Source organism: Bradyrhizobium sp. WSM2793, from assembly GCF_000379585.1.
In the GTDB taxonomy this organism is placed as follows: Bacteria; Pseudomonadota; Alphaproteobacteria; order Rhizobiales; family Xanthobacteraceae; genus Bradyrhizobium.
In genome coordinates, this window is record NZ_KB902782.1 from 1 (window position 1) to 24,507 (window position 24,507).

The window sequence follows — 24,507 nt, forward strand, 5'->3', positions numbered from 1 at the left end:
TGTCCCTTTCACGATCGCGACGTCGTCGTCACCTCCTGCGGGCGTCTCTGCCTTCACCGTAAGAGAATCAATATCTCCCTTGTCTTGGCCGGCCAGAAGCTCGGCATCAAGGAGGTCGACGAGGGCATTTGGCTCGTCAGCTTCATGCACTATGATCTTGGATATTTCGACCTGGAGCAGAAGACCCTGCAACCCCTCGACAACCCGTTCGGCACGAGGTTGTCACCCATCTCTTAGGTACGATCCGTTACCCATCTCTTCGGGCCGGACACGACAAGTTATGGCGGAGAGGGAGGGATTCGAACCCCCGATAGGCTTGCACCTATGCCGCATTTCGAGTGCGGTGCATTCAACCACTCTGCCACCTCTCCTGAAGGCGCCATGGTAGGAGCAGCGGCCCCTGTGGTTGGGGGCGTTAATAGGCGAGGATGGCGGGCCAGACAAGGCGCGCGGGGCGAAAATCCGCTGCCTGTTTCGCCCTCTGCCCGCCTTTTCCCGGCGCGAACGGGGGGGAAAGGTGGCCCGATTAGCGATTTGCCCCGTTTTTCGCGCGCGCGAGGCGTCCGCTTCGACAACCCCAATGCGGAGACACCCTCTCCCCACCCCTCCCCCGCGAGCGGGGAAGGGGGCGCACCGCCTTCGGAGCGGGCGTCTCATTGCATGTTCGAAAAAACGGGGTGGGACCGCCAGACGCGGTAAACACTGGCGGTCCCGTGCCGCTCATTGCAATACTGGCTGGGAAGGGCGGCTTCGCCGGCCAGGTGAGGCGACAATTCGACCCTAGCGTGCGGCCTCGGCGCCGCAACGCAATCCGGTCCTTAACCTAACCAGTCAAGGTTACTCTGGAGCCCGCTTCCGTTCCGATGACACCGGAGCGGGGCTCCAGATTCCTCGTTTTGCGCGTTTTCTCGACGCGAACCGGTGTCCACTTCGCTTGAAAACGCGCAGCTAGTCGCTTTTGGCGCTGTCCTTGTTGTTTTCCTTGTTGTTTTCCTTGTTGTTTTCCTTGTTATTTTCCTTGGCCTTTTTCTTGCCGTTCTCCGTGCTGTCCCGGTCCTTGGCGCTCTCCTTGCGGCGGTTGGTGAAGCGCGCATTGCCAAGGCCGGTGCCGATGGTGAGCACGCCCCAGCGCTCGACGTCCTGCATGAACGGCACCTCGGAGAGGCCCTGAACCACGCCGTCATTGTGCATCAGGATCGCAGTGTCGTGCTCGCCGATCTCGGGGATGCCCTCGATCAGGCTCGCCGGCAGGTTGAACTTGCTGCTCTCCCAATTGCCCGGCAGGTTCTGCGCGCCCTTCTCGATCGAGCCGTCGGCATTGATCACGCCGGGACAGGCGATGCCGATGAACGGCGCGAGCTTGAAGCCCTCCTCTTCGGCCTCCGCGATCAGCCCCTTCAGCATCTTGGTGAGGCGCTTGACCGCACCCTCGCGCGTCGGCTCGTCGTCGGCATGACGCCACAGCTCGGATTTCACGACCTTGGCCTTCGACAGATCCTTGGCCTTCCTCCAGTTGGTCTCGACCAGGCCGCAGCGGATGTTGGTGCCGCCGATGTCGACGGCCAAAATGCTGTCATAGGCCTCGAAGATCCAGGACGGCGCCAGATGCAGCGCGCCGAGCAGGCCGGCCTCGTCGGGGTGATGGCGGATCGGCATCATGTCGATCTTGAAGTCCTCGGATTTGAGGATGATCTCGGTGCGCGCGATCGCGAGCTCGCCGAGCCGGGAATCGCGGAAGCCGCCGCCGACCACGATGCGCTCGGTCTTGGCCCAGGCCTTGGTCTTGAGGAAACGCCTTGTGACATAGGCGAGCTCCTGGGCGAAATCCTCGATCGCGCTGTGCACCACCGCGGAGGCCTCGGTGTCGTCGCCGACCAGGATGGCATCCAGCGTCTTCTTGCTGATCTCCTCCGAGGGCTCCTTGCCGAACGGGTCCTCCCCGGTCTTGCGCAGCGGCTTGCGCCAGCGGTCGAGGATGTCGCGGAACGCGCCCTTGCTGGCGCGATCGCCGAGAAAGCCGTCCTCGTCCTTCATCTCGATGTTGAAACTGTCGATCTCCACCGACGGCAGCCGCTCCGCGCCGTGATGGGCGATGCCCGTCGCCTTGACCAGTTCGTCCGTTGCCATGGTAAGCCCTTGCCCGCATGTCGATTTGCGAGGACAACGGCAGGGGAACCCGATGGTTGCAATGCTATCCCGCAGATTCGACGAGGCACCGGAAGAGGTCCAAGGCCTTCAAATCCGGGCCTTTTTCCGCGGTTTTCCTTGACTCTTCCCTGCCGGCGGCTATAAGTCCCACACCCGGCGCGGGGCGTTTCTCGCGCCGCTTGTTTTTGCGTGGGTTTTCAAAGGGATAACTCCCGCCCGCACAAAACTCGATAAACCCATAGCGACTGACAAAAAGCCGACCCCGACGATACCAGTCGCGAGGCCGGGATTGAACACGGAGAAAAAAACGATGTTCGCAGTCATCAAAACCGGCGGCAAACAATACCGCGTCGTGCCGGATGATGTTCTCGAAGTAGGCAAGATCGAAGGCGAAGTCGGCTCGATCGTGCAGCTGAATGAAGTTCTGGTGGTCGGCGGCGACACGCCGGTGCTGGGTATTCCGACGGTCGCAGGCGCGTCCGTTGCGGTCGAGGTGCTCGACCACAAGCGCGGCCCCAAGGTCATCGCGTTCAAGAAGCGCCGCCGCAAGAATTCGCGCCGCAAGCGCGGCTATCGCGACGAGATCACGGTGCTCCGCATCTCCGAGATCCTGACGGATGGCGCCAAGCCCACCAAGGGCCCGCGTCCGAAGCGGGAGAAGGTGGCGAAGGAGCCGGCAGCGGAAGCCGCCGAGTAACGCAAAATCGATCACGCCAATTCACGAATTGATGCGTGAGAAATTTTGAAATGATTCCGTCAAGGAATTGATCTAGAAATACGCAGGATTTCGGAGACGAGCCATGGCTCACAAAAAAGCAGGCGGTTCATCGCGCAACGGTCGCGATTCCAAGGGTAAGCGCCTCGGCATCAAGGCGTTCGGCGGGGAAGTTGTGATTCCCGGCAACATCATTGCGCGTCAGCGCGGCACCACCTGGCATCCGGGCCTTAATGTCGGCATGGGCACGGACCACACTTTGTTCGCCAAGATCGAGGGTCGCGTCACGTTCCAGGCCAAAGCCAACGGCCGCACTTTCGTATCGGTGCTCCCGCTCGCAGAGGCGGCTGAATAGACGGTGGATCAAATTGGAGTCCGCCGGTCCTACCAAACCGGCGGAGTCCTTAAGATCGCAAGAGATCGAAGGCTCCAAGGGGGAGGCGGGAAACCGGCCTCCCCTTTTCTTTTGACTTGCTCACTTTGACTTAGTGACTTTCACGGAGCCGGACATGTTGCAGGACTTCTCGAGCGCGACCTTGGCTGAGGCGAGACCTGGTGTCGTCGCCACCGAACGGCTGACCTTGCGGCGGCCGACCCTCGCCGACGTCAGGACCATCGCCCGGCTCGCCAACGACCGCCGCGTCGCGGAAAACACCCGCCGCCTGCCACACCCCTATTCCCAGGACGACGCCGTCGCCTTCGTCCGCGCCACTGCCGCGCTCGGCAGCGAGACCGTGTTCCTGATCGAGCACGATACCGGGCCGGTCGGCATGGTCGGCATCGACTGCTCCACGCCCGGCAATGCCGAGCTCGGCTATTGGCTCGGCGTCGAGCACTGGGGCCAGGGCTTTGCCACCGAGGCCGCGCGCGGCGCGATCGACTTCTTCTTCGAGGAGTTCGAGGACGAGCACCTCTATGCCGGCGCGCGCGTCACCAATCCCGCCTCACGCAAGGTGCTTGAGAAGTGCGGCTTCCAGTGGAGCGGCGTGCAGCTGCATCGCTTCCTGGCGCTGGGCTCGTCGACGCCGGTCGACTGCTTCCGCCTCTCGCGCGGCGTGTGGGCGTCGCTGAAGAGCTGGAGCAGTGCGCGAAGGATGAGGTAGGGGGCGCACTGCGTCCTCAATCACCAGTGTCGCCCCCGCGAAAGCGGGGGCCCATAACCACAGGGAGGAGTGAGAGGCAAAGCGCCCACTCCGAGTCTTCGCAAAACATCTCCCTGTGGGTATGGGTCCCTGCGTACGCAGGGAGGACGGCGTGAGTGGGGTTACGCCGGCGGATTCACTTCCACGCTCTCGCGACCCAAATCCCGTTCGCGCAAGTAGATGTAGAACCCCGCGCCGATGATGATCGCGGCGCCGATGAGTGTGGCCATTGACGGCACGTCGCCGAACACGACGAAGCCGAAGATCACGGCCCAGACGATCATCGAATATTGGTAGGGCACCACGACGCTGGCCGGCGCCAGCTTGAGCGAGCGATTGACGCAGAACAGCGCGGTGACCGAGACGCATCCGGCCAGCGCGAAGATCACGAGGCTGCCAGGGGTCGGCGGCACCCAGTGGAAGGCGGACAGCACCGCGCCCAGCGAAAACGTGCCGACGAATTGCGAGGATGCCATCACGATGTCGGGCGTCTTGCGCAGGCTGCGCGTGATCAGCATCAAGGTCGCAAACGACAGGCTGCCGCCGAGCGCGATCAGCGCCGGCAGGCTGACGGTCTGCGCCGACGGCCGCAGCGCGATCAAAACGCCGCAGAAGCCGATCAGGATCGCGGTCCAACGCCGCCAGCCGACCTTCTCCCCTAAGAAGGTCGCCGACATCGCGGTGACGAAGATGGGACCGGCAAGATAATAGGTGATGACGTCGGCGAGCGGCAGATAGACGGTGGCGAGGAAGAAGGCGGCGACCTCGAGCGTCGACAGCACGACGCGAAACAGCTGCAGCCACGGCCGTTCGAGGCGGACGAAATCGTGACGCTGCCGCCAGATCAGCGGCGCGAGCAGCAGCAGCGCCGCGCAGGCGCGCAGGAACAAGAGCTGCCCCACCGAATAAGTCCCGACCAGGAACTTGCCCATGGCGTCGCCGAACGAGAACATGAAGATCGACAGCACCATCAGCCCGATGCCGGCGAGGCGCGCGGAGCGATCGTCATAGGCGGAGAGGTTCTTGAACAGGGGCATCGAATAAGTCGGACTGTGAGAGGTCGTCATCGCGAGCGAAGCGAAGCAATCCAGACCGTCTCCATGGCGGCAGTCTGGATTGCTTCGTCGCTACGCTCCTCGCAATGACGGGCGGAGAGAGCGCAGAAAACCAGCGGTAGAGTTCGCTTGCGGTCGTTTTTAATGACGTGAGCCGCCGCGGCAACCCCGCGCAAGCCGAATTGAACGGATTGTCGCACTCTTCGCATCGCGGTAGCGATAAGCGCCCCACCGATAAAGTGATAAAGTGAGTATGGACATGACCGATTTCGATCCGACCCAGCATCGCATGATCCCCACGCAACGCTGGTTTGAGGATTTCGTCATCGGCGAACGCTTCGTGCTGCCGAGCCGGACCCAGACCTCGGCGATATTCGCCGCATTCCAGACCGCGAGCGGCGACACCCATCCCGTGCATTACGACGTGGAATATTGCCGCAGCCGCGGCATGCCGCATCTGCTCGCCCATGGCTTCCAGACCCTGATCCACACCGCGCCCGGCGCCGGCCTGTTTCCGTTCATGGTCGAGGAGTCCCTGGTCGGTTTCCTCGAGCAGTCGAGCCGGTTCCTCAAGCCCGTCTACGCCGACGACACCATCTATCCCGCGCTCGAAGTCACCGAACTGGTGCCGGGACGTACCACCGGCGCGGTGACGCTTCGCAGCACCGTGTTCAACCAGCGCAAGGAGCTGGTGCTGGAGGGGACGCAGAAATTCCTGATCCGGCGCCGGCCGACTGGTTAAGCAAGGGGCGAAATCGCGAGAAATTCGGCCGATTTGCGGGTCTATCCGGGTTGCCGCGGGAGACCTGCTGGCCTACCTATGGCCCATGAAATTCCTCGACGAAGCAAAGGTCTATATCCGCTCCGGTGACGGCGGGAACGGCTGCGTGGCGTTCCGCCGCGAGAAGTTCATCGAATTCGGCGGCCCCTCCGGCGGCAATGGCGGCCGCGGCGGCAACGTCATCATCGAGGTCGCCGATGGCCTCAACACGCTGATCGACTACCGCTACCAGCAGCACTTCAAGGCCCAGAAGGGCGAGAACGGCTCAGGTTCGGACCGCCACGGCGCCAACGGCAAGAACATCGTGCTGAAGGTGCCGATGGGCACGCAGATTTTCGACGAGGACCGCGAGACGCTGATCCACGACTTCACCAAGGTCGGCGAAAAGTTCGTGCTGGCCGAGGGCGGCAATGGCGGCTTCGGCAACGCGCATTTCAAGACGTCGACCAACCGCGCGCCGCGCAACGCCAATCCCGGCCAGGTGGGCGAAGAGCGCTGGATCTGGCTGCGGCTGAAATTGATCGCCGACGCCGGCCTCGTCGGCATGCCCAATGCCGGCAAGTCGACCTTCCTCTCCAAGGTCAGCGCGGCGCGGCCCAAGATCGCCGACTATCCCTTCACCACGCTGCATCCGCAGCTCGGCGTCGTGAATGCTGACGGCCGCGAATTCGTGCTCGCCGACATTCCCGGCCTGATCGAAGGCGCGCATGAAGGCACCGGCCTCGGCGATCGCTTCCTCGGCCATGTCGAGCGCTGCCGCGTGCTGCTGCATCTGATCGACGCGACCTGCGAGCACGCCGGCAAGGCCTACAAGACGGTGCGCAAGGAGCTCGACGCCTATGGCGGGCTGCTCACCGACAAGATCGAGATTGTCGCGCTGAACAAGATCGACGCGGTCGAGCCGGACGAATTGAAGAAGCAGAAGGACCGGCTGAAGCGCGCCGCCAAGAAGACGCCGCTGCTGCTCTCCGGCGTCACCGGCGATGGTGTCAAGGAAGCGCTGCGCGCGCTCGTCGGGGTGATCGGCGAAGCACCGGTGTCGGCCAAGGCCAAGAGCGCGGCCGAAGCGGAGCCGTGGTCGGCGTGATTGTCGTCCCTGCCTAGTGCGCCATTGCGCACGGGGCGCAGGGACCCACACCGCGTGATCTCTCGATGCGGATGGTCGTAGTACCGAACATCGAGTCTTCGCCAAACCACGCCCTGTGGTTATGGGTCCCTGCTTTCGCAGGGACGACAGTGGAGGATGCGGCTACGCGTACGCGCATCACCGGCTTGTCTTCGCCCCTCCAATAGCGCAGCATCCAACATCAAGAAAATGCAGGGATGACGCATGGCGCGGGCGAAGAACGTTCTCTGGATCATGTGCGACCAGCTTCGCTATGATTATCTCGGCTGCACCGGCCATCCCACGCTGAAGACGCCGAACATCGACGCCATGGCGAAGCGCGGCGTGCTGTTCAGCAAGGCCTATGTGCAATCGCCGATCTGCGGTCCGTCGCGGATGTCGTTCTACACCGGCCGCTACATGCGCTCGCACGGCTCGCACTGGAATGGCTGGCCGCTGCGCGTCGGCGAGCCCACGCTTGGCGATCACCTCAACAAGATCGGCGTGCGCAACGTGCTGGTCGGCAAGACCCACATGGCGCCCGATGTCGAAGGCATGAAGGCGCTCGGCATTCCCCCGGAATCGATGATCGGCGTGCATGTCGCCGAATGCGGTTTTGAACCGTATGAGCGCGACGACGGTCTGCATCCGACCGGCCGCCCGCGACCGAAATACGACGAGTATCTGCGCCAGAAAGGCTTTGACGCCGCCAATCCCTGGGAGCATTGGGCCAATTCGGGCGCGGCGGAAGACGGTAGCTTGCAGAACGGCTGGCTGCTGGTGCATGCCGACAAGGCCGCGCGCGTGCCGGACGAGCATTCCGAAACGCCCTACATGACGCGCCGCGCGATGGACTTCATCGGCGAGGCCGAGACCGACGGCCGGCCGTGGTGCCTGCATCTGTCCTACATCAAGCCGCACTGGCCCTATATCGCGCCGGAGCCCTATGCCAGCATGTACTCGACCTCGGACATGATCCCGGCGATCCGTTCGATGCGCGAGCGGCAGAATCCGCATCCGGTGTTCGGCGCCTACATGGACATGCGCTACTCCCGCAACATGGCGCGCGACGATGCCCGCGAGAAGGTGATCCCGACCTATATGGGCCTGATCACCCAGATCGACGACCAGATAGGCGTGCTGATGAAATTTCTGGAGCAACGCGGCCTGCTGGAAACCACCATGATCGTGTTCACCTCCGATCACGGCGATTATCTCGGCGATCACTGGATGGGCGAGAAGGATTTGTTCCACGAGCAGTCGGCGAAGATCCCACTGATCATCATCGACCCTTCGCAAGAGGCTGACGCCACGCGCGGCACGCGCAGCGACGCGCTGGTGGAGGGAATCGACCTCGCGCCGACCTTCGTCGATTATTTCGGCGGCAAGGTGCCGGGCCACATCCTCGAGGGACGTTCGCTGCTGCCGCTGCTGCGCGGGCCGACACCGCCGGACTGGCGCAAGGTCGCGTTCTCCGAATACGACTACGCCATGCAGGACGTGCGGCTGAAGCTGAACCAGCCGATCGAGCGCTGCCGCCTGTTCATGGTGTTCGACGGCCGCTGGAAATACATCCACGCCTCCGGCTTCCGCCCGATGCTGTACGATCTCGAAACCGATCCGCAGGAATATGTCGATCGCGGCGACGACCCAGAGTGCGCCGGCATCATCGCGCGGTTGCAGGCCGAGCTGTTCGACTGGGCGCTGCATCCGAGCGGTCACATCACCACGCCCCCCGAAAAGATCGCAGCCTATGCCGAGAACCAGCTTCAGGTGAAAGGCGGCTTCCTGATCGGCATCTGGGATGAGAAAGAGCTCGACGCGATCAAGGACGGCATCGCGCAACGCGCGAAGATGTAAGCCAAATCATCGCTCGGTACGTCTTAAGGGCGGTCCACGAGTCGTCCTTCGAACTCCGGTTTGCCCTGAACCAGAAAGAGGCGATACCACTCGACATCTTTTCGCTGGGCGAATTCGACATCAGCGAGCTTCGTGCTCTCGCCGAGGCTCAATTGATCGATTCCAAGATTTTGCGCGGCCGCATAGATCGAATAATCGCCCGGCTCGACGTCTGCGGAATATGCAGACTCATTGTCGATCACCGACATGACGTGAACGCGTCCGCTCTCGGATCGGAAGTGGACGCAGGTGATCCGCTGCCATTCATCGCAGGAGGGCGGCCGGCTAGCGGCGACCAGCTCGACCCAATGGTCATTAAGATCAGCTTCGGTATTGATCATGCGGAACGTGGGCGCGCCTGCAAAGCCCCGTTTGGTTTTCTCGTCATTCCAATTTTCATCAGCACCAAGCGGTCTGCGCGGATCGTCGCAGACGACGATCTGATAGTGACTCGCAAACAACCGCGCGGCGCCAAGCAGCTGCTGTTCCATTAGCAGAGATCCACTTCACGATTACGGTTCAATTCTCGATCTTGTATCCCGTCGCCTTGACGATCGGCTGCCAGAACGCCGTGTTCGCGGCGAGCTCCTTCGAAAGCCCGTCCGCATTGCTTCCGACCGGAATCAACCCGATCGCGGTGAGCTTCTCCTTCACCTCCGGCTTGGCCAGCATCGCGACCGCGGCTGCGCTGAGCTTTTCGGCAAAATCCGGCGGGCTGCCGGCGGGGAGCCACATGCCGTACCAGCCGTCGGCAACGAGATCGATGCCGCTTTCCTTTAGCGTCGGCACATCGGGAACGAACGGCGAGCGCTCTGCGCTTGCAATCGCGAGGATCCTCACGCCGTTGGCACGATGCTGCGCGATCGCATCGGATACCGTGGTAATGCCGAACGGCAGATGGCCGGCGATGAGATCATTCATGACCAGCGCACTCCCGCGATAGGGCGCCCTGGTCATTGAAAGACCAAGGATCTGTTCAAGTCGCCATCCGAGGAAGTGCGGGATGTTGCCGCTGCCTGGTGTCCCATAGGCGGCCTTTGCGACATTTGCCCTCAACCAGGTGACGAGTTCACTAAAACGACCCACCCCGATCGCGGGACTTGCAACGACGGCAAACTCGAAGCGAACGAGTTGCGACACGGGGACGAAATCCTTGGCCGCGTCGAAGCTCGGTTGATTCTCCACCATCGGCAGCAGGTACATGGTCGGACCGGTCGTCACCAAGATTGTATTGCCGTCCGAGCTTGCGCCCTTCACGGCCCTGATTCCGATCAACCCGTCACCACCGGTACGATTCTCGACGATCATGGTTCGCCCAAGCGGGGCGCCGAATTGCTCGGCGATGAGACGACACAAGGCATCACCGCTGCCGCCTGCCGCGAACGGGAAGATGATGCGCGTCAGCGGACCGGATTGAGCATGTGCGCCAATGGCCTGCGCCAGCAAGGGCAGCGAGAGGCCTCCGGCAATGAAGCTGCGTCGGTCCACGTCATCCTCCCTCGTTATTGATTATTCGAGGCATAGACTGCCCGGGCCTCGGCCGACAAGGGTGCCGTTAGGCCTATTTACCGGCTCCTCTGCCTTGCGCCGGCCACCGTCCTGCTGCAAAAGCTAGCCGCATCGGCGCCGCCCCTTTTTGCTCCGCCGGACCAACGACAGAGCAATTTGACGACCGCCATGGCCAGCCCCGAACTCAGTCAATTCCGCCGCATCGTCGTCAAGGTCGGCTCCGCGCTGCTGGTCGATTCCGACAAGGGCGAGGTGCGGGCGTCCTGGCTCGCCGCGCTCGCCGACGACATGGCCAAGCTGCACCGCGAGGGACGCGACGTCCTCGTCGTCTCCTCCGGCTCGATCGCGCTCGGCCGCAGCCGCCTCAAGCTGCCGCGCGGCCCGCTCAAGCTGGAAGAGAGCCAGGCCGCCGCCGCCGTCGGCCAGATCGCGCTGGCGCGGATCTGGTCCGAGGTGCTCGGCGCGCACGGTATCGGCGCCGGCCAGATCCTGGTGACGCTGCAGGACACCGAGGAGCGCCGCCGCTATCTCAATGCACGTTCCACCATCGGCAAGCTGCTGGAGTGGCGCGCGATCCCCGTGATCAACGAGAACGACACGGTAGCCACCAACGAGATCCGCTACGGCGACAATGACCGCCTCGCCGCGCGCGTCGCCACCATGGCGAGCGCCGACCTGCTGGTGCTGCTGTCCGACATCGACGGGCTCTACGACGCCCCGCCGAAGAACAATCCGAACGCAAAACTCATTCCGGTGGTCGAGAGCATCTCCTCGGAGATCGAGGCTGTCGCTGGTGATGCCGAGTCCGAGCTGTCGCGCGGCGGCATGCGCACCAAGGTCGAGGCGGCCAAGATCGCAACGACCGGCGGCACGCATATGCTGATCGCCTCCGGCAAGATCGAGCATCCCTTGCAGGCGATCGCCGATGGCGGCCGCTGCACCTGGTTCCTGACGCCGGCCAATCCGATCACCTCGCGAAAGCGCTGGATCGCGGGCACGCTGGAGCCGAAGGGCACGCTGACGATCGATGCCGGCGCCGTGACGGCGCTGCGCGCGGGCGCCAGCCTGCTGCCGGCCGGGGTGATCAAGGTCGAGGGCCAGTTCGCCCGCGGCGATGCCGTGATCGTGCGCGGCCCCGACACCAGCGAGATCGGCCGCGGCCTGATCGCCTACGACGCTGAGGAAGCCGAGCGGATCAAAGGCCGCTCGTCCCCCGACGTCACGACCATCCTCGGCATCAGCGGCCGCGCCGAGATGATCCACCGCGACGATCTGGTGGTGGGCGGATAAGGGCGAGAAGGGGCGTATCGAAGATCAGAGAGCTTCCGCGCGGCCAGCCGCTCGCGTCCTCGAGCCTTGATGCGTTCGATCCACTGATCATCGATCTCTTCCATTGGTCCGCTGTCGAAACCCTTCTGGATTTCGGCTCTCAGCGCCTCAAGCTTGGCCTTTCGTCCCTCTTCGCGCTCCTCGACGGTCGGCATCGCAGACTCCATTATTAGGCATTGATATTCCGAGATATTTTGGCGTCCCCCCAGTCGTGGCCCAACCAGGCCATTGGCCGAGCCGGCAGCGCGGACCGGGCCTCAGCCATACCCTCCACGGCCTTCGCAAACGCGGGATTTCCGTGCTAGGACACCGCCTTAGCAGAAGGTTGAAACTCCCATGGCCGCCCCCCTCAAAGCCGTCGACGGCAATGCCGATCTTCAGGCGCTGATGTCCGATCTCGGAACCCGTGCCCGCGCTGCCGCGCGCGTGCTGGCGCTGGCGCCGCCGGAGCAGAAGAACCGGGCGCTGGAGGCCATGGAGCGGGCGATCCGCGCGAGCTCTGCGGCGATCCTCGCAGCCAATGCCGAGGACGTCGCCGAAGCCCGTGCCTCCGGCAACGCCACATCCTCCTTCATCGATCGCCTGACGCTGACGCCGGCCCGCATCGAGGGCATGTCCGAGGGCATCGGCATCGTGCGCGGCATCGCGGATCCCGTCGGCATCGTCACCGAGAGCTGGCAGCGGCCGAACGGCATGAGGATCGAGCGCGTGCGCGTGCCGCTCGGCGTCGTCGGCGTGATCTTCGAAAGCCGGCCGAACGTTGCGGCCGACGCCGGCGTGCTGTGCCTGAAGTCCGGCAATGCCGTGATCCTGCGCGGCGGCTCGGACAGTTTTCGGTCCTGCCGCGCGATCCATGAATGTCTGGTGCAGGGCCTGCGCGAGGCGGGCCTGCCCGAAGCTGCGATCACGCTGGTGCCGACGCGCGACCGCGCGGCCGTCGGCATGATGCTCTCGGGCCTGAACGGCGCGGTCGACGTGATCGTGCCCCGCGGGGGAAAAAGCCTCGTCGCGCGTGTCGAGCAGGAAGCGCGCGTGCCTGTCTTCGCGCATCTCGAAGGCGTCAACCACGTCTATGTCGATGCCAGCGCCGACCTCGCCATGGCGAAGTCGCTCGTGCTCAACGCAAAAATGCGCCGCACCGGGGTCTGCGGCGCGGCCGAGACGCTGCTGGTCGATCGTGCGGCAGCCGGCAAAAATCTGAAGCCGCTGGTCGAGATGCTGATCGAGGCGGGCTGCGAAGTGCGCGGCGACGAAACGGTGCAAGGAACGGATGCGCGCGTAAAACCTGCCAGCGAAGACGATTGGGACACCGAATATCTCGACGCGATCATCGCGGCGAAGGTCGTCGACGGCGTCGATGGCGCAATCGCGCACATCCAGAACCATGGCTCGCATCACACCGATGCGATCGTGAGCGCGGATGAGGCGGCCGCGAAGAAATTCCTGAGCGAGGTCGATTCCGCGATCGTGCTGCACAACGCCTCGACGCAGTTCGCCGATGGCGGCGAGTTCGGCTTTGGCGCCGAGATCGGGATTGCCACCGGCCGCTTCCACGCCCGCGGCCCTGTTGGCGCCGAGCAGCTGACGAGCTTCAAATATCGCGTTCACGGCACCGGACAGACGCGGCCGTAAGCAACGTCGCGGGGCGGGCATTGAGCAACAATTTCGTCGTGCCGCGTTTCGTGGCGCAAGCGGTCCCGCCCCACACGGAGGGCATGCGCATCGGCCTGCTCGGCGGCTCGTTCAATCCGCCGCATCAGGCGCATCGCGCGATCAGCCGGTTCGCGCTCCAGCGATTGCAACTCGATCGCGTCTGGTGGCTGGTGACTCCAGGCAATCCGCTGAAGCAGAACGGCAATCTGCATGAGCTCGGCGAGCGCATGCAGGCCGCGCGCGACGTCGCCGATGATCCCAGGATCGAGGTCAGCTGTCTCGAATCCGTCATCCGTACGCGCTACACTATCGACACGATCAACACCTTGCGCCGCCGCTTCTCGGGCCTGCGCTTTGTCTGGATCATGGGCGCCGACAACCTCGCTCAATTCCATCGTTGGCAGGACTGGCGGCGCATCGCCGGCCAGGTCCCGATGGCAGTCATCGATCGCCCGCCGCAGAGTTTTCGCGCCCTCGCCTCCCCCGCAGCCCAGGCGCTGGCACGCTACCGCCTGCCCGAGAGCAAGGCAGCGCTGCTTGCGGACCGGCCGGCGCCGGCCTGGGTATTCCTGACCGGATTGAAGCTGAATCTGTCCTCAACGGGCTTACGGAACCCGGACGGGAGCTGGAAAGGTAAAATGTGAGGACGAGGGCGTGGATGTGGTGTGGGCTTTCGCCTCTCTGGCATATTGAAACCCTTAACCCCACATGATGTAGTGTAACCAGTGAGCGCGGATTCGGCGTTCGCGATACAGTGAAAGGAATGGTCCCTGACCACATCTGTATTGTCCAAGTCAGCTTCGACGAAGTCTGTTTTACCCAAGGTTGCCAAGCCGGCGCGTAAAACATCAGCCAAAGCTGCGGCCTTGAAGGCGCAACCCGACGCCGACAAGACGCTGAGCCTGATCCTCTCCCGCCTCGAGGACATGAAGGCGGAAGAGACGGTCACCATCGACCTTCGCGGCAAATCGGCGTACTCCGACTACATGATCGTCACTACCGGCCGGGTGAACCGGCACGTTGGCGCGATCGCGGAAAACGTCGCCAAGGGCCTCAAGGAAAACGGCATCAAGAACATCCATGTCGAGGGCTTGCCCAATTGCGACTGGGTGCTGATCGATTCCGGCGACGTGATTGTGCACGTGTTCAGACCCGAGGTCCGCGAGTTCTACAATCTCGAGCGATTGTACACGCAGGGCCCAGGGGCGGCGAAGGCGATCTAGGCTGATCGAGCCGATTTCGAATCGGCTGACGCGCATGCTAGCGTCGTGCGCGCGCCATTTGCGCGCGGTCTTGAAAACACGACCCTGAAGATATCAGACCCCTGAAGATATCATGCGCGTTGCTGTCATTGCGGTGGGCCGGCTGAAGCAGGGCCCCGAACGAGAGCTTGCCGACCGCTATTTCGAGCGGTTCGACGAGGCCGGCCGCAAGCTCGGATTCCGCGAACTCCTAGTCCACGAAATCCCCGAGAGCCGCGCGCGCGACACCGCGACGCGGATGACCGAAGAGGCCGCCGCGATCTCCGCGCATATTCCGGACAAATCGATCCTGGTGGCACTGGACGAGCGCGGGCAAAATCTCGACTCCACCGTATTCGCACGGCATCTCGGGCGCTGGCGGGACGAGGGGGCCGGACATACTATCTTCATGATCGGAGGGGCGGACGGACTTTCGCCCGAATTGCGCCGTAAGGCCAAGCTCGCGATCGCGTTCGGCTCTGCGACCTGGCCGCACCAAATGGTCCGCGTCATGCTTCTGGAACAGCTTTATCGGGCCGCCACCATTCTGGCCGGCCACCCCTATCACCGCGCGTGATCCGCGCCACAACGGGCACTTTTGCCGACACGATGCGAGCGCCGCTCCTCAACCTGCTGCTGATCGGAAGCGTTGCCGGCGCAAGCCTCGCGCAAGCTTACATAAGCCTCGCGCAAGCCCAGACCGCAGCGCCGGCGCCACAGACCGCCGCCGTCTCGCCCGACGCCATCAAGCAGCGCGAGCAGGAGCTCGAAGCCGCGCGCGCCCGGCAGAAGAGCGCGGAAGAGGCGCAGGCCAAGCTCAAGGCCGAGATCACCTCACTCGGCCAGGACCGCACTCAGCTCAATCAGCAGCTGATCGACACGGCCGCCAATGTGCGCAGCGTGGAGACCAAGATCGACGAAACCGAAGCCCGGCTGCGCGCGCTCAACGGACGCGAGCAGGCGATGCGCTCCTCGCTCGATTCGCGCCGTGCCGACATCGTCGAGGTGCTGGCAGCACTGCAGCGGGCCGGACGGCGCACGCCGCCGGCGCTGCTGGTGCGGCCCGAAGATGCGCTGCAATCACTGCGCACGGCGATGCTGCTCGGCGCCGTGGTGCCGGAGTTGCGCGGCCGCGCCGAAAAGATCGCAAGCGAGCTCGGCGAGCTCGTGGCCTTGCGCAAGAATATCGCCACCGAGCGCGACCAGCTCGCTTCCGATCGCGACAAGGTCAGGAGCGACCAGACCCGGCTCACCGCCCTCGTCGACGAGCGGCAGCGCCAGCAGGCGGCGCGCGAAAAGGACCTCGATGCCGAGAATTCGCGCGCCATCGCGCTTTCGAGACAGGTCGGCGATCTCCAGGGCCTGATCACCAAAATGGAGCAGGATCTGCAAAGCGCCGCCAAGGCCGCCGAGAAGGCAGCCGAGGCCGCAAGGCAGGCCGAGGCCAAGGCGGCGGCCAGCGCCAGCGCGAGCGCCAAGTCCGGGCCGGGCGTGTTCAAGGACCGGTCCCGGACCACCCCCGCGATCGTCTTTGCTTCCGCCAAGGGTCTCCTGCCTCTTCCGGTTAACGGTAACAAGATCAGGGATTTTGGCGGTTCCGACGGGGTCGGCGGGGTCCAGAAGGGCATTTCGCTGGCGACCAAGCCCGGCTCCCAGGTCACAACGCCGTGTGACGGCTGGGTGGTCTATTCAGGCCCGTTCCGCAGCTATGGACAACTCTTGATCCTCAACGCCGGGGGCGGGTATCATGTCCTGATCGCCGGGATGGAGCGCATTTCGGTCAACATCGGACAGTTTGTGCTCACGGGGGAGCCGGTTGCGACGATGGGATCGACCTCTCAGGTCGCCTCCATTCTCGCGACGAACGCGAGTCAACCTGTGCTGTATGTCGAGTTCCGTAAGGACGGCACTCCAATCGATCCAGGCCCATGGTGGGCCGCAAATGAAGGCGAGAAGGTTCGCGGATGATGCGCAAGACTTCAGTAATCCTCCTCAGCGCGGCCACCGGTGCGGCGCTGATGCTGTTCGTGACCCAGCCGCGCGCGGTGTTCATGGGCTCCAGCGCGCGAGCCGCGACCGCAGACACCTATCGCCAGCTCAATCTGTTCGGTGACGTCTTCGAGCGCGTGCGCTCCGACTATGTCGAGAAGCCCGACGACACCAAGCTGATCGAATCCGCCATCAGCGGCATGCTCACCGGCCTCGATCCGCATTCGAGCTACATGGACGCCAAGAGCTTCCGCGACATGCAGGTGCAGACCCGCGGTGAGTTCGGCGGCCTCGGCATCGAGGTCACGATGGAAGACGGCCTGATCAAGGTGGTCTCGCCGATCGACGACACCCCGGCTTCGCGCGCCGGCGTCATGGCCAACGACATCATCACCAATCTCGACGACGAGGCGGTGCAGGGCCTGACCCTGAACCAGGCGGTCGAGAAGATGCGCGGCCCCGTCAACACCAAGATCAAGCTCAAGATCATCCGCAAGGGCCAGGACAATCCGATCGACGTCACCCTGGTGCGCGACAACATCCGCGTCCGCTCGGTGCGCGCGCGCGTCGAGGCCGACGACATCGCCTATATCCGCATCACCACCTTCAACGAGCAGACCACCGAAGGCCTGAAGCGCGAGGTCGCCAACCTCTCCAATCAGATCGGCGACAAGCTGAAGGGCTACATCATCGACCTCCGCAACAATCCGGGCGGCCTGCTCGAGGAAGCGGTCACGGTGTCCGACTCGTTCCTGGAGAAGGGCGAGATCGTGTCGACCCGCGGCCGCAACGCCGAGGAGACCCAGCGTCGCACCGCGCATTCGGGCGATCTGACCAAAGGCAAGCCTGTCATCGTGCTGGTCAATGGCGGCTCGGCCTCGGCTTCGGAGATCGTCGCCGGCGCGCTGCAGGACCACAAGCGCGCGACCATCGTCGGCACGCGCTCGTTCGGCAAAGGCTCGGTGCAGACCATCATTCCGCTCGGAAGCGGCAACGGCGCGCTGCGCCTGACCACGGCGCGCTACTACACGCCGTCGGGCAAGTCGATCCAGGCCAAGGGCATCGTGCCCGACATCGAAGTGCTGCAGGACGTGCCGGACGAGCTGAAGTCGCGCACCGACACCAAGGGTGAGGCTTCGCTGCGTGGCCATCTGAAGAACGACGGCGACGAGAAGACCGGCTCGCAGTCCTACGTCCCGCCGGACGCCAAGGACGACAAGGCGCTCAAGCTCGCCGACGACCTGCTCCACGGCATCAAGAACAGCGCCTCCGCCGCGCCCACCCCGGGCGGCGACAACAAGGCTACGACCGACAAGCCCAAAGCGGCGAACTAAAGTCGGCGCATCCACGCGATGCCACGAAAGGGCGGCTCCTCGGAGCCGCCCTTTTTGCTTGGAACTCCTGGTTGCTGGAAACTCCTGGCATCCCCGGCCTATCCCGGCCTGCCGCCGCTTGACCCCGGCGTGGTATCGTCATTGGCAGTGATTCGGGATCGCGCATGACTGAAACGGCCGATGATCTGAGCGCCCCGCTCGGACAGGACAAGCCGCGTCGAAAACGCCGGCTGCGGTTGCCGTTCACGGCCATGCAGGCGCTCGCCGTGCTGCTCGGCCTGTTCCTCCTCACCTTTGCCGGCTTCGCCATCTTCAACAAGGATCCGCTCGGCGGCGAGCCGATGACGCGGATCGCCATCCGCGAGAACGGCGCCGACAAGGCTGCCGCCGAGAAGCCCGCCGCCGGCCACGGCCAGGACGGCAAGCAGGACAGCAAGCAAGACGGCAAGCACGAGAGCCAGGAGACGCCGAAGCAGGCCGCACCGGGCGAGCAGAAGACCGTCACCATGATCGACGGCTCCACCGGCGCCCGCCACGACGTGGTGATCGGCGAGGACGCAGGCGACAAGGCCGGGGCCGCGTCGGCCCCGCCGCCCGTCATGGCCGGGATCAATCCAAAACTGCTGGAGAAGTCACGCTACGGCATGATCCCGGTGGCCGCCGACGGGCTGAAGCCGTTCAACGTCTATGCGGCGGACGCCGATCGCGCCAAGGCCGCCAAGATGCCGGTGGTTGCCATCGTGATCGGCGGGCTCGGCGTCGGCGCCGCCAAGACCACCGATGCGATCATGAGGCTGCCGGCGGCGGTGACGCTGGCCTTCACGCCCTACGGCACCGATCCCGGCAAGCTCGCCGAACGGGCCCGCGCACAGCGCCACGAGATCTTCCTCCAGATCCCGATGGAGCCCTACGATTTCCCCGACAATGATCCGGGACCGCAGACGCTGCTGACCTCGCTCAGCGCCGACCAGAACATGGACCGCCTGTTCTGGCATTTCAGCCGGATGCAGGGCTATGCCGGCATCACCAATTTCATGGGCGCCCGCTTCGTCGCGACGGAGCCGGCGATGCAGCCGATCATCCGCGAGGCGGCCAAGCGCGGCCTCGGCTTCTTCGACGACGGCTCCTCGCCGCGCAGCATCGCAGCCCAGGCCGCGGCGAACCAGGCCATGCCGTTCGGCAAGGGCGACATCGCGATCGACGTGGTGCCGACCCCGACCGAGATCGACCGCGCCCTGAACAAGCTGGAATCGGCGGCACGCGAGCGCGGCGCGGCTGTCGGCACCGCCTCCGCCCTTCCCGTCTCGATCGAGCGCATCGGCGCCTGGACCAAGACGTTGGGCGACCGGGGTATCCTTTTGGTGCCATTGACAACCGCGATGCTGAAATCAAAATCCAGCTAAATCAACGGATTGGTACGGCACGGGTCCCGCGGGACCGGTCAAGCCTTACCGACAGCATGCGAGAGGTCTGGCGGAATGGCGCGTTACGAGGATCTGCCCTACCGGACCTGCGTCGGTGTGATGCTGATCAACACAGAGGGACGGGTATTCATCGGCCGCCGCGCCGGCGGCATCGAGCATGTCGACGACACCCACGTCTGGCAGATGCCGCAAGGCGGCGTCGATCCCGGCGAAGACACCTGGGACGCCGCCAAGCGCGAGCTCTATGAGGAGACCAGCGTGCGCTCGGTCGAGCGGCTCGGCGAGGTCCCGGACTGGCTCACTTACGACATTCCGCGCACGGTCGCCGGGCGCGCCTGGAAGGGCCGCTATCGCGGTCAGCGCCAGAAATGGTACGCGGTGCGCTTCACCGGCAAGGACAGCGAGATCAATGTCGCCAGTCCCGGCGGCGGCGGCCACAAGGCCGAATTCGTGAGCTGGCGCTGGGAGCCGATGAAGAATCTGACCGGGCTGATCATTCCCTTCAAGCGCCCGGTCTATGAGCGCGTGGTGCAGGAATTTTCCGCGCTGGCGGACCAATAAATCGAATTGTCGTCCCGGCTTCGGTGCTAATGCATCGCCGGAACGACGACGAGAGATTGACGCGTGACGAATCAAAAACCCTACCGCCCCAACGTGGGGATCGCCCTCTTCAACACCGAAGGCCGCGTGCTGATCGGCCATCGCTTCAAGGGCGACGGACCCGAGATCATCCTGCCCGGCCTCGACTGGCAGATGCCGCAGGGCGGCGTCGATGACGGTGAGAATTTGCGCGATGCCGCGATGCGCGAGCTCTGGGAGGAGACCAGCGTCGTCAGCGCAGCCTATCTCGGCGAGACCGACTGGCTCGCTTACGAATTCCCGCCCTACGACGGACCGCAGACGCATCGCCTCGCGAAGTTTCGCGGCCAGCGGCAAAAATGGTTCGCGCTGCGCTTCACCGGCAAGGATGACGAGATCGACCCGCTGACGCCGCGCAACGGCCAGCCCGCGGAGTTCGATGCCTGGCGCTGGGAGCGCCTCGACCGTGTTGCCGACGTCGTGGTGCCGTTCCGGCGTGAGGTTTATCAGGCCGTCGCGCAGCAGTTCGCGGCCTTCGCAAACTGAAACCGCGAAAACAACCCCATGCACAGTAGAATGGGGTTTGAAATGGTTGGAGAAATTTTGGCGGACATTTGCGTGAGGGGCCCCGCTATCTCGCTCCCTCCCCCCTTGTGGGGGAGGGTCGGGGAGAGGGTACCACACGGGGATTCTATCCGCCCGGGATCGCCTCGGCGCATCGACAACAACTCGCACCTTTTGCCGGGCTACCCCTCTCCCTAACCCTCCCCCACAAGGGGGGAGGGAACGCACCTGTGTCGGCGCGCCAGTGGGGCCTTTATCGCATCACCCTAATTAATCGGCCCCACCGTGAACGGGCCGAGTGCGATGACGTGGCAGTCGCTGTCGCGCTTGGCGCAGTCGGATAGCGCGGAAGCGACGGCGGCCTGCTCGTCGGCGGCCTTGAGGCCGAGGCCCGGTCGGCCCGCGGTGCCGACCGCGACCGCATTCCAGCCCATGGCGTCACCGAGCTTGCGCACGACCTCGCCGCGCGCATCCGCCACGATCGAGGCGTTGGAGGCGGCGTTGAAGAAGCCGGTGATCCTGAACAGCGTCGGGATCGGCACGACGAAATTGTCGTCGATCGCGACCACGAGGCACGCCACGCCAGCGATCGCGCCGCACGACTCCAGCGAACGGCGCGCGGCATCTTCGGCGGACGCGGCGCCGAGCACCATGAAATATTGTCCGCCGGGGCCGAGCGCGACCGAGCGGGATTTCGCCGCGGGCACGAACATGTTCTCGAGCCGGACCTTTTGCGGGTCGCGCACCATCGGAAAGTCCTTCGATGCGAATGTCCGCTCGGTCATGGCGTCATGCCGGAAATAGGGAGATGGCGGCATCGGCGGCTTGCCGTGCGCGTAGACGACGTTGTTGCCGACCGCATAGAGCTCGCAGCGCCGCGGCGATTGCGCGGCATCGGCGCGCTTCTGGCACTGCTCGATCGCGGTGTTGCGCGCGGCCTCCTCGTTCGGCTGGTTCAGGGCCGAGCCGGTGAAGCCGCCAACATTGAGCGCGAAAGCCTTGTAGTCGCCGGCCGCGGAATAGTCGCCGGCAAGGTAGTTGCGGACGCGCTCGTTGATGAAGGGCACGCTGTCGGCCGCAAATGTGCCGGCCATCGGCGCGGCCGATGGGGACGGCGCGGGCATCGGCGCCATCGCAGCGCCGGCATTTTGCGGCGCCATCGGCGTCATCGGCGCTTTCGCCATTTGCGTCGGCGCAGGGCTCGGCGCCGAGCTTGGTGCTGCGGCCGGCGTCGCTGCGACATTCGCCGTCTGCTTGAGCTTGGTGTTGTAGAGGAAGCCGGTGACGCCGATGCCGGTGACCGAGACCACGGCGACCACCAGCGGCCACATCCACACCGGTGCTGCGGCCACCTTGGAAGCCGCCTTCTTCAGCTGCGGCTTGCTATAGCTGCCGTCCTCGCGCCGCATCGCCACCATGTAGGCATGCACCGGCGTCGGGATGTTCTTGACCTCCTGCGCGCCGATATCGGCGAACTGCACCGAGAGCTTGTTGGCGACCTGCTCATGCACCGCGCGCGAGACGCAGATGCCGCCGACCTCGGCGAGACCCTCCAGCCGCGCCGCAATGTTGACGCCGTCGCCGAGCAGATCGCCGTTGCGCTCGACCACGTCGCCGATGGTGATGCCGATGCGGAACGACATCTGCCGGCTCGGCGGATAGGCCATGTTACGGGTCCGCAAGGATTCCTGGATGTCGATCGCGCAACGCACCGCATCGACCGCGCTCGGGAATTCCGCGAGCACGGCATCGCCCGCCGTATTGAAGATGCGCCCGCCGGCCCTGGCGATGAAATCGTCGACGACCTCGCGATAGGAGGCCAGCCGCCGCAGCGTCTCCTCCTCGTCTTCGGCAACCAGTCTCGAGTAACCGGCAATATCGGCTGCGAAAATCGCTGCGATCTTGCGTTTCATCTGCGACCCGCCCCGGGAACAAATTCGCAGGGCAGAATGCCGCGATCGGTAACACGGTGCAACAAAGTTTCAGCGCCCGCCACGGGTGTGACGAGCGCTGCACTTGGTCAGGGAATGTCTTGCAGGGTTCTCGCTCGAGCCCCGGAGCGGTGCCCCGGGGCTTAGTGCATAGCCGTCGAGTTGAGCTGCTGCTGGATGCTCTTGAAGTGGTCGAGCCGCTCGATCGCCTGATCGAGCTCGCTGCCTTCGTGCTCCTTCAGCCCCTCTTCCATCTCCGAGATGGTCGCCGCGAACTGGGCGCGGTCGAGCTCGGCCAGCGACGTCGCGACGTCGGCGAGCACGGTCAGGCCCTTTTCGGAGACTTCGGCGAGACCGCCGAGCACGATGACCTTCTCATGGCGGCCAGCCGTGGTGATGGTGAGGATGCCCGGACGGATCGCAGCCACGACCGGCGCATGCCCTGCCAGCACGCCGAAATCACCCTCGACGCCGGGGATGTCGACCTGATCAACCTCGCCCGAGAACGCGAGCTTTTCCGGAGAGACGAGATCGAAGTGGAAGGTAGCCATGGTGTACCTGCGAATGGTGAGTAGCGAATGGCGAGTGGCGAAGAGAGCAGCGCGTCTATTCGCTACTCCCCATTCGCCATTCGCGCCTTAGGCCGCTTCCGCCGCCAGCTTCTTGCCCTTCTCGACGGCTTCTTCGATCGTGCCGACCATGTAGAAGGCAGCTTCGGGCAGGTGGTCGTACTTGCCTTCCACCAGGCCCTTGAAGCCCTTGATGGTGTCGGCGAGCTCGACGAACTTGCCGGGCGATCCCGTGAAGATTTCGGCGACGTGGAACGGCTGCGACATGAAGCGCTCGACCTTGCGGGCGCGTGCCACCGTCAGCTTGTCCTCTTCCGAAAGCTCGTCCATGCCGAGAATGGCGATAATGTCCTGGAGCGCCTTGTAGCGCTGCAGCACCTGCTGGACCTGACGGGCGACCGCGTAGTGCTCCTCGCCGACGACCAGCGGGGAGAGCATGCGCGAGGTCGAGTCGAGCGGATCCACCGCGGGGTAGATGCCCTTTTCGGCGATCGAGCGCGACAGCGTGGTGGTCGCGTCAAGATGCGCGAACGAGGTCGCGGGCGCCGGGTCGGTCAAGTCGTCGGCCGGAACGTAGATGGCCTGCACCGAGGTGATCGAACCCTTCTGGGTGGTGGTGATGCGCTCCTGCAGCGCGCCCATGTCGGTGGCGAGCGTCGGCTGATAACCCACCGCCGAAGGAATACGGCCGAGCAGCGCCGACACTTCCGAGCCGGCCTGGGTGAAGCGGAAGATGTTGTCGACGAAGAACAGCACGTCCTGGCCCTTGTCGCGGAAGTCTTCCGCGATGGTCAGACCCGTGAGCGCGACGCGGGCGCGGGCGCCGGGCGGCTCGTTCATCTGGCCGAACACCAGCGCGCACTTCGACTTCACGCTCGGATCCGGATTCTTCGGATCGGCGTTGACCTTGGATTCGATGAACTCGTGATAGAGGTCGTTGCCCTCGCGGGTGCGCTCGCCGACGCCGGCGAACACGGAGTAACCGCCGTGCGCCTTCGCGACGTTGTTGATCAGCTCCTGAATCAGCACGGTCTTGCCGACGCCGGCGCCGCCGAACAGGCCGATCTTGCCGCCCTTCGCATAGGGAGCCAGAAGATCGACGACCTTGATGCCGGTGACCAGAATTTCAGCTTCGGTCGACTGGTCGGTGTAGCTCGGCGCGTCCTGATGGATGGGGCGCAGGCCTTCGGCGTTGACCGGGCCGGCTTCGTCGATCGGCTCGCCGATGACGTTGATGATGCGGCCGAGCGTGCCTTCGCCGACGGGAACGCGGATCGGCTGGCCGGTGTCGGTCACTTCCTGGCCGCGCACCAGACCTTCGGTCACGTCCATCGCGATCGTGCGCACGGTGGACTCACCGAGATGCTGCGCAACTTCCAGCACGAGGCGGATGTTGCCGTTCTTGGTTTCCAGCGAATTGAGAATGGCCGGGAGGTGGCCCTCGAACTGAACGTCGACGACGGCGCCCATGACCTGGGTGACGCGACCGACCGGGTTAGCTGCTGTAGCCATGAAGCTCTCCTTCGAAATTCTTTACTTG

Annotated in this window: 23 protein-coding genes, 1 tRNA gene and 1 pseudogene; 17 read left to right on the top strand and 8 right to left on the bottom strand. The window is 64.4% G+C overall.

From position 1 onward, the window contains the following. Positions 1-237, top strand: a pseudogene (locus A3AS_RS0117305) (IS481 family transposase); the annotation flags it as partial. 44 nt (positions 238-281) lie between these two features. Here the strand turns inward: A3AS_RS0117305 and A3AS_RS0117310 are convergent. Both A3AS_RS0117310 and A3AS_RS0117315 read right to left on the bottom strand, forming a co-directional pair. Beyond that, a tRNA-Ser gene (locus tag A3AS_RS0117310) sits at positions 282-371 on the bottom strand. A 577-nt stretch (positions 372-948) separates the two neighbouring features. Continuing rightward, positions 949-2,127, bottom strand: a complete 1,179-nt coding sequence (locus A3AS_RS0117315) for an ROK family protein (protein ID WP_018318836.1) — start codon at positions 2,125-2,127, stop codon at positions 949-951. Positions 2,128-2,458: 331 nt separating this feature from the next. Here A3AS_RS0117315 and rplU point away from each other — a divergent pair, with 331 nt between their 5' ends. From rplU to A3AS_RS0117330, 3 genes are all read left to right on the top strand, one after another. Beyond that, positions 2,459-2,845: a 50S ribosomal protein L21 gene (rplU, locus tag A3AS_RS0117320; RefSeq protein WP_018318837.1), complete on the top strand. Its 387-nt coding sequence runs from the start codon at positions 2,459-2,461 to the stop codon at positions 2,843-2,845. A 103-nt stretch (positions 2,846-2,948) separates the two neighbouring features. Next, positions 2,949-3,218 carry a 50S ribosomal protein L27 gene (gene rpmA, locus A3AS_RS0117325; protein ID WP_008137923.1) on the top strand — a complete coding sequence of 90 codons (270 nt, stop codon included), beginning with the start codon at positions 2,949-2,951 and terminating at the stop codon, positions 3,216-3,218. 154 nt (positions 3,219-3,372) lie between these two features. Beyond that, the gene (locus A3AS_RS0117330; protein WP_026202082.1) at positions 3,373-3,966 is read left to right on the top strand and encodes a GNAT family N-acetyltransferase; all 594 of its coding nucleotides are present in this window, start codon (positions 3,373-3,375) and stop codon (positions 3,964-3,966) included. 161 nt (positions 3,967-4,127) lie between these two features. Here A3AS_RS0117330 and A3AS_RS0117335 read toward each other — a convergent pair whose 3' ends face one another. Further along, positions 4,128-5,042, bottom strand: a complete 915-nt coding sequence (locus A3AS_RS0117335) for a DMT family transporter (RefSeq protein ID WP_026202083.1) — start codon at positions 5,040-5,042, stop codon at positions 4,128-4,130. Between the two features lie 277 nt (positions 5,043-5,319). Between A3AS_RS0117335 and A3AS_RS0117340 the strand changes: the two genes are divergently transcribed. The 3 genes from A3AS_RS0117340 to A3AS_RS0117350 all read left to right on the top strand — a co-directional run bounded on the left by A3AS_RS0117340 (position 5,320) and on the right by A3AS_RS0117350 (position 8,806). After that, positions 5,320-5,802: a MaoC family dehydratase gene (locus A3AS_RS0117340; RefSeq protein ID WP_020508694.1), complete on the top strand. Its 483-nt coding sequence runs from the start codon at positions 5,320-5,322 to the stop codon at positions 5,800-5,802. Between the two features lie 85 nt (positions 5,803-5,887). Beyond that, positions 5,888-6,928, top strand: a complete 1,041-nt coding sequence (gene obgE, locus A3AS_RS0117345) for a GTPase ObgE (RefSeq protein ID WP_018318841.1) — start codon at positions 5,888-5,890, stop codon at positions 6,926-6,928. Between the two features lie 243 nt (positions 6,929-7,171). After that, positions 7,172-8,806, top strand: coding sequence for an alkaline phosphatase family protein (locus A3AS_RS0117350; protein WP_018318842.1), 1,635 nt, complete (start codon positions 7,172-7,174; stop codon positions 8,804-8,806). A 23-nt stretch (positions 8,807-8,829) separates the two neighbouring features. Here the strand turns inward: A3AS_RS0117350 and comJ are convergent, their stop codons facing one another. Further along, on the bottom strand, positions 8,830-9,336 hold the full coding sequence (comJ, locus tag A3AS_RS0117355) for a competence protein ComJ (RefSeq protein WP_018318843.1): 507 nt from the start codon (positions 9,334-9,336) through the stop codon (positions 8,830-8,832). A gap of 28 nt (positions 9,337-9,364) precedes the next feature. Beyond that, positions 9,365-10,333 (bottom strand): Bug family tripartite tricarboxylate transporter substrate binding protein, encoded by a 969-nt coding sequence (locus A3AS_RS0117360; RefSeq protein WP_026202084.1) that lies wholly within the window; start codon positions 10,331-10,333, stop codon positions 9,365-9,367. 189 nt (positions 10,334-10,522) lie between these two features. On the opposite strand from A3AS_RS0117360, the gene proB reads away from it, so the two are divergent. The 10 genes from proB (at position 10,523) to A3AS_RS0117410 (ending at position 20,449) form a co-directional block, all read left to right on the top strand. After that, the gene (proB, locus tag A3AS_RS0117365) at positions 10,523-11,644 is read left to right on the top strand and encodes a glutamate 5-kinase (protein ID WP_018318844.1); all 1,122 of its coding nucleotides are present in this window, start codon (positions 10,523-10,525) and stop codon (positions 11,642-11,644) included. A 375-nt stretch (positions 11,645-12,019) separates the two neighbouring features. Continuing rightward, the gene (locus tag A3AS_RS0117370; RefSeq protein ID WP_018318845.1) at positions 12,020-13,315 is read left to right on the top strand and encodes a glutamate-5-semialdehyde dehydrogenase; all 1,296 of its coding nucleotides are present in this window, start codon (positions 12,020-12,022) and stop codon (positions 13,313-13,315) included. 20 nt (positions 13,316-13,335) lie between these two features. Continuing rightward, positions 13,336-13,980 (top strand): nicotinate-nucleotide adenylyltransferase, encoded by a 645-nt coding sequence (locus A3AS_RS0117375; RefSeq protein ID WP_018318846.1) that lies wholly within the window; start codon positions 13,336-13,338, stop codon positions 13,978-13,980. Between the two features lie 222 nt (positions 13,981-14,202). Beyond that, positions 14,203-14,559 carry a ribosome silencing factor gene (rsfS, locus tag A3AS_RS0117380; protein ID WP_018318847.1) on the top strand — a complete coding sequence of 119 codons (357 nt, stop codon included), beginning with the start codon at positions 14,203-14,205 and terminating at the stop codon, positions 14,557-14,559. A gap of 112 nt (positions 14,560-14,671) precedes the next feature. Then, positions 14,672-15,154 carry a 23S rRNA (pseudouridine(1915)-N(3))-methyltransferase RlmH gene (gene rlmH, locus A3AS_RS0117385; RefSeq protein WP_018318848.1) on the top strand — a complete coding sequence of 161 codons (483 nt, stop codon included), beginning with the start codon at positions 14,672-14,674 and terminating at the stop codon, positions 15,152-15,154. 32 nt (positions 15,155-15,186) lie between these two features. Then, on the top strand, positions 15,187-16,545 hold the full coding sequence (locus tag A3AS_RS0117390; protein ID WP_026202085.1) for a murein hydrolase activator EnvC: 1,359 nt from the start codon (positions 15,187-15,189) through the stop codon (positions 16,543-16,545). Beyond that, positions 16,542-17,900: a S41 family peptidase gene (locus A3AS_RS0117395; RefSeq protein ID WP_018318850.1), complete on the top strand. Its 1,359-nt coding sequence runs from the start codon at positions 16,542-16,544 to the stop codon at positions 17,898-17,900. Before A3AS_RS0117390 ends, A3AS_RS0117395 begins: the two co-directional genes overlap by 4 nt. A gap of 164 nt (positions 17,901-18,064) precedes the next feature. After that, complete coding sequence (locus A3AS_RS0117400; protein ID WP_018318851.1) at positions 18,065-19,303, top strand: divergent polysaccharide deacetylase family protein; 1,239 nt, start codon at positions 18,065-18,067, stop codon at positions 19,301-19,303. Positions 19,304-19,378: 75 nt separating this feature from the next. Further along, a complete protein-coding gene (locus A3AS_RS0117405) occupies positions 19,379-19,885 on the top strand; it encodes an RNA pyrophosphohydrolase (RefSeq protein ID WP_018318852.1) in 507 nt (168 codons plus the stop codon). Between the two features lie 63 nt (positions 19,886-19,948). Further along, positions 19,949-20,449: an RNA pyrophosphohydrolase gene (locus tag A3AS_RS0117410; protein WP_018318853.1), complete on the top strand. Its 501-nt coding sequence runs from the start codon at positions 19,949-19,951 to the stop codon at positions 20,447-20,449. A 284-nt stretch (positions 20,450-20,733) separates the two neighbouring features. Here A3AS_RS0117410 and A3AS_RS0117415 read toward each other — a convergent pair whose 3' ends face one another. The 3 genes from A3AS_RS0117415 to atpD all read right to left on the bottom strand — a co-directional run bounded on the left by A3AS_RS0117415 (position 20,734) and on the right by atpD (position 24,479). Further along, positions 20,734-22,380, bottom strand: a complete 1,647-nt coding sequence (locus A3AS_RS0117415; RefSeq protein WP_018318854.1) for an adenylate/guanylate cyclase domain-containing protein — start codon at positions 22,378-22,380, stop codon at positions 20,734-20,736. Positions 22,381-22,541: 161 nt separating this feature from the next. Continuing rightward, the gene (locus A3AS_RS0117420; protein ID WP_018318855.1) at positions 22,542-22,949 is read right to left on the bottom strand and encodes a F0F1 ATP synthase subunit epsilon; all 408 of its coding nucleotides are present in this window, start codon (positions 22,947-22,949) and stop codon (positions 22,542-22,544) included. Positions 22,950-23,036: 87 nt separating this feature from the next. After that, positions 23,037-24,479, bottom strand: a complete 1,443-nt coding sequence (gene atpD, locus A3AS_RS0117425) for a F0F1 ATP synthase subunit beta (protein ID WP_018318856.1) — start codon at positions 24,477-24,479, stop codon at positions 23,037-23,039. Positions 24,480-24,507: the final 28 nt, after the last annotated feature.

Excerpts from the sequence above, each read along its gene's own strand:
- A3AS_RS0117315 (WP_018318836.1), bottom strand. The coding sequence starts at position 2,127 with ATGGCAACGGACGAACTGGTCAAGGCGACGGGCATCGCCCATCACGGC.
- A3AS_RS0117400 (WP_018318851.1), top strand. The coding sequence starts at position 18,065 with ATGACTGAAACGGCCGATGATCTGAGCGCCCCGCTCGGACAGGACAAG.
- A3AS_RS0117415 (WP_018318854.1), bottom strand. The coding sequence starts at position 22,380 with ATGAAACGCAAGATCGCAGCGATTTTCGCAGCCGATATTGCCGGTTAC.
- atpD (WP_018318856.1), bottom strand. The coding sequence starts at position 24,479 with ATGGCTACAGCAGCTAACCCGGTCGGTCGCGTCACCCAGGTCATGGGC.
- A3AS_RS0117405 (WP_018318852.1), top strand. The coding sequence starts at position 19,379 with ATGGCGCGTTACGAGGATCTGCCCTACCGGACCTGCGTCGGTGTGATG.
- rpmA (WP_008137923.1), top strand. The coding sequence starts at position 2,949 with ATGGCTCACAAAAAAGCAGGCGGTTCATCGCGCAACGGTCGCGATTCC.
- A3AS_RS0117335 (WP_026202083.1), bottom strand. The coding sequence starts at position 5,042 with ATGCCCCTGTTCAAGAACCTCTCCGCCTATGACGATCGCTCCGCGCGC.
- A3AS_RS0117370 (WP_018318845.1), top strand. The coding sequence starts at position 12,020 with ATGGCCGCCCCCCTCAAAGCCGTCGACGGCAATGCCGATCTTCAGGCG.
- comJ (WP_018318843.1), bottom strand. The coding sequence starts at position 9,336 with ATGGAACAGCAGCTGCTTGGCGCCGCGCGGTTGTTTGCGAGTCACTAT.
- proB (WP_018318844.1), top strand. The coding sequence starts at position 10,523 with ATGGCCAGCCCCGAACTCAGTCAATTCCGCCGCATCGTCGTCAAGGTC.
- A3AS_RS0117420 (WP_018318855.1), bottom strand. The coding sequence starts at position 22,949 with ATGGCTACCTTCCACTTCGATCTCGTCTCTCCGGAAAAGCTCGCGTTC.
- A3AS_RS0117330 (WP_026202082.1), top strand. The coding sequence starts at position 3,373 with ATGTTGCAGGACTTCTCGAGCGCGACCTTGGCTGAGGCGAGACCTGGT.
- A3AS_RS0117390 (WP_026202085.1), top strand. The coding sequence starts at position 15,187 with ATGCGAGCGCCGCTCCTCAACCTGCTGCTGATCGGAAGCGTTGCCGGC.
- rplU (WP_018318837.1), top strand. The coding sequence starts at position 2,459 with ATGTTCGCAGTCATCAAAACCGGCGGCAAACAATACCGCGTCGTGCCG.
- rlmH (WP_018318848.1), top strand. The coding sequence starts at position 14,672 with ATGCGCGTTGCTGTCATTGCGGTGGGCCGGCTGAAGCAGGGCCCCGAA.
- A3AS_RS0117350 (WP_018318842.1), top strand. The coding sequence starts at position 7,172 with ATGGCGCGGGCGAAGAACGTTCTCTGGATCATGTGCGACCAGCTTCGC.
- A3AS_RS0117395 (WP_018318850.1), top strand. The coding sequence starts at position 16,542 with ATGATGCGCAAGACTTCAGTAATCCTCCTCAGCGCGGCCACCGGTGCG.
- A3AS_RS0117340 (WP_020508694.1), top strand. The coding sequence starts at position 5,320 with ATGACCGATTTCGATCCGACCCAGCATCGCATGATCCCCACGCAACGC.
- obgE (WP_018318841.1), top strand. The coding sequence starts at position 5,888 with ATGAAATTCCTCGACGAAGCAAAGGTCTATATCCGCTCCGGTGACGGC.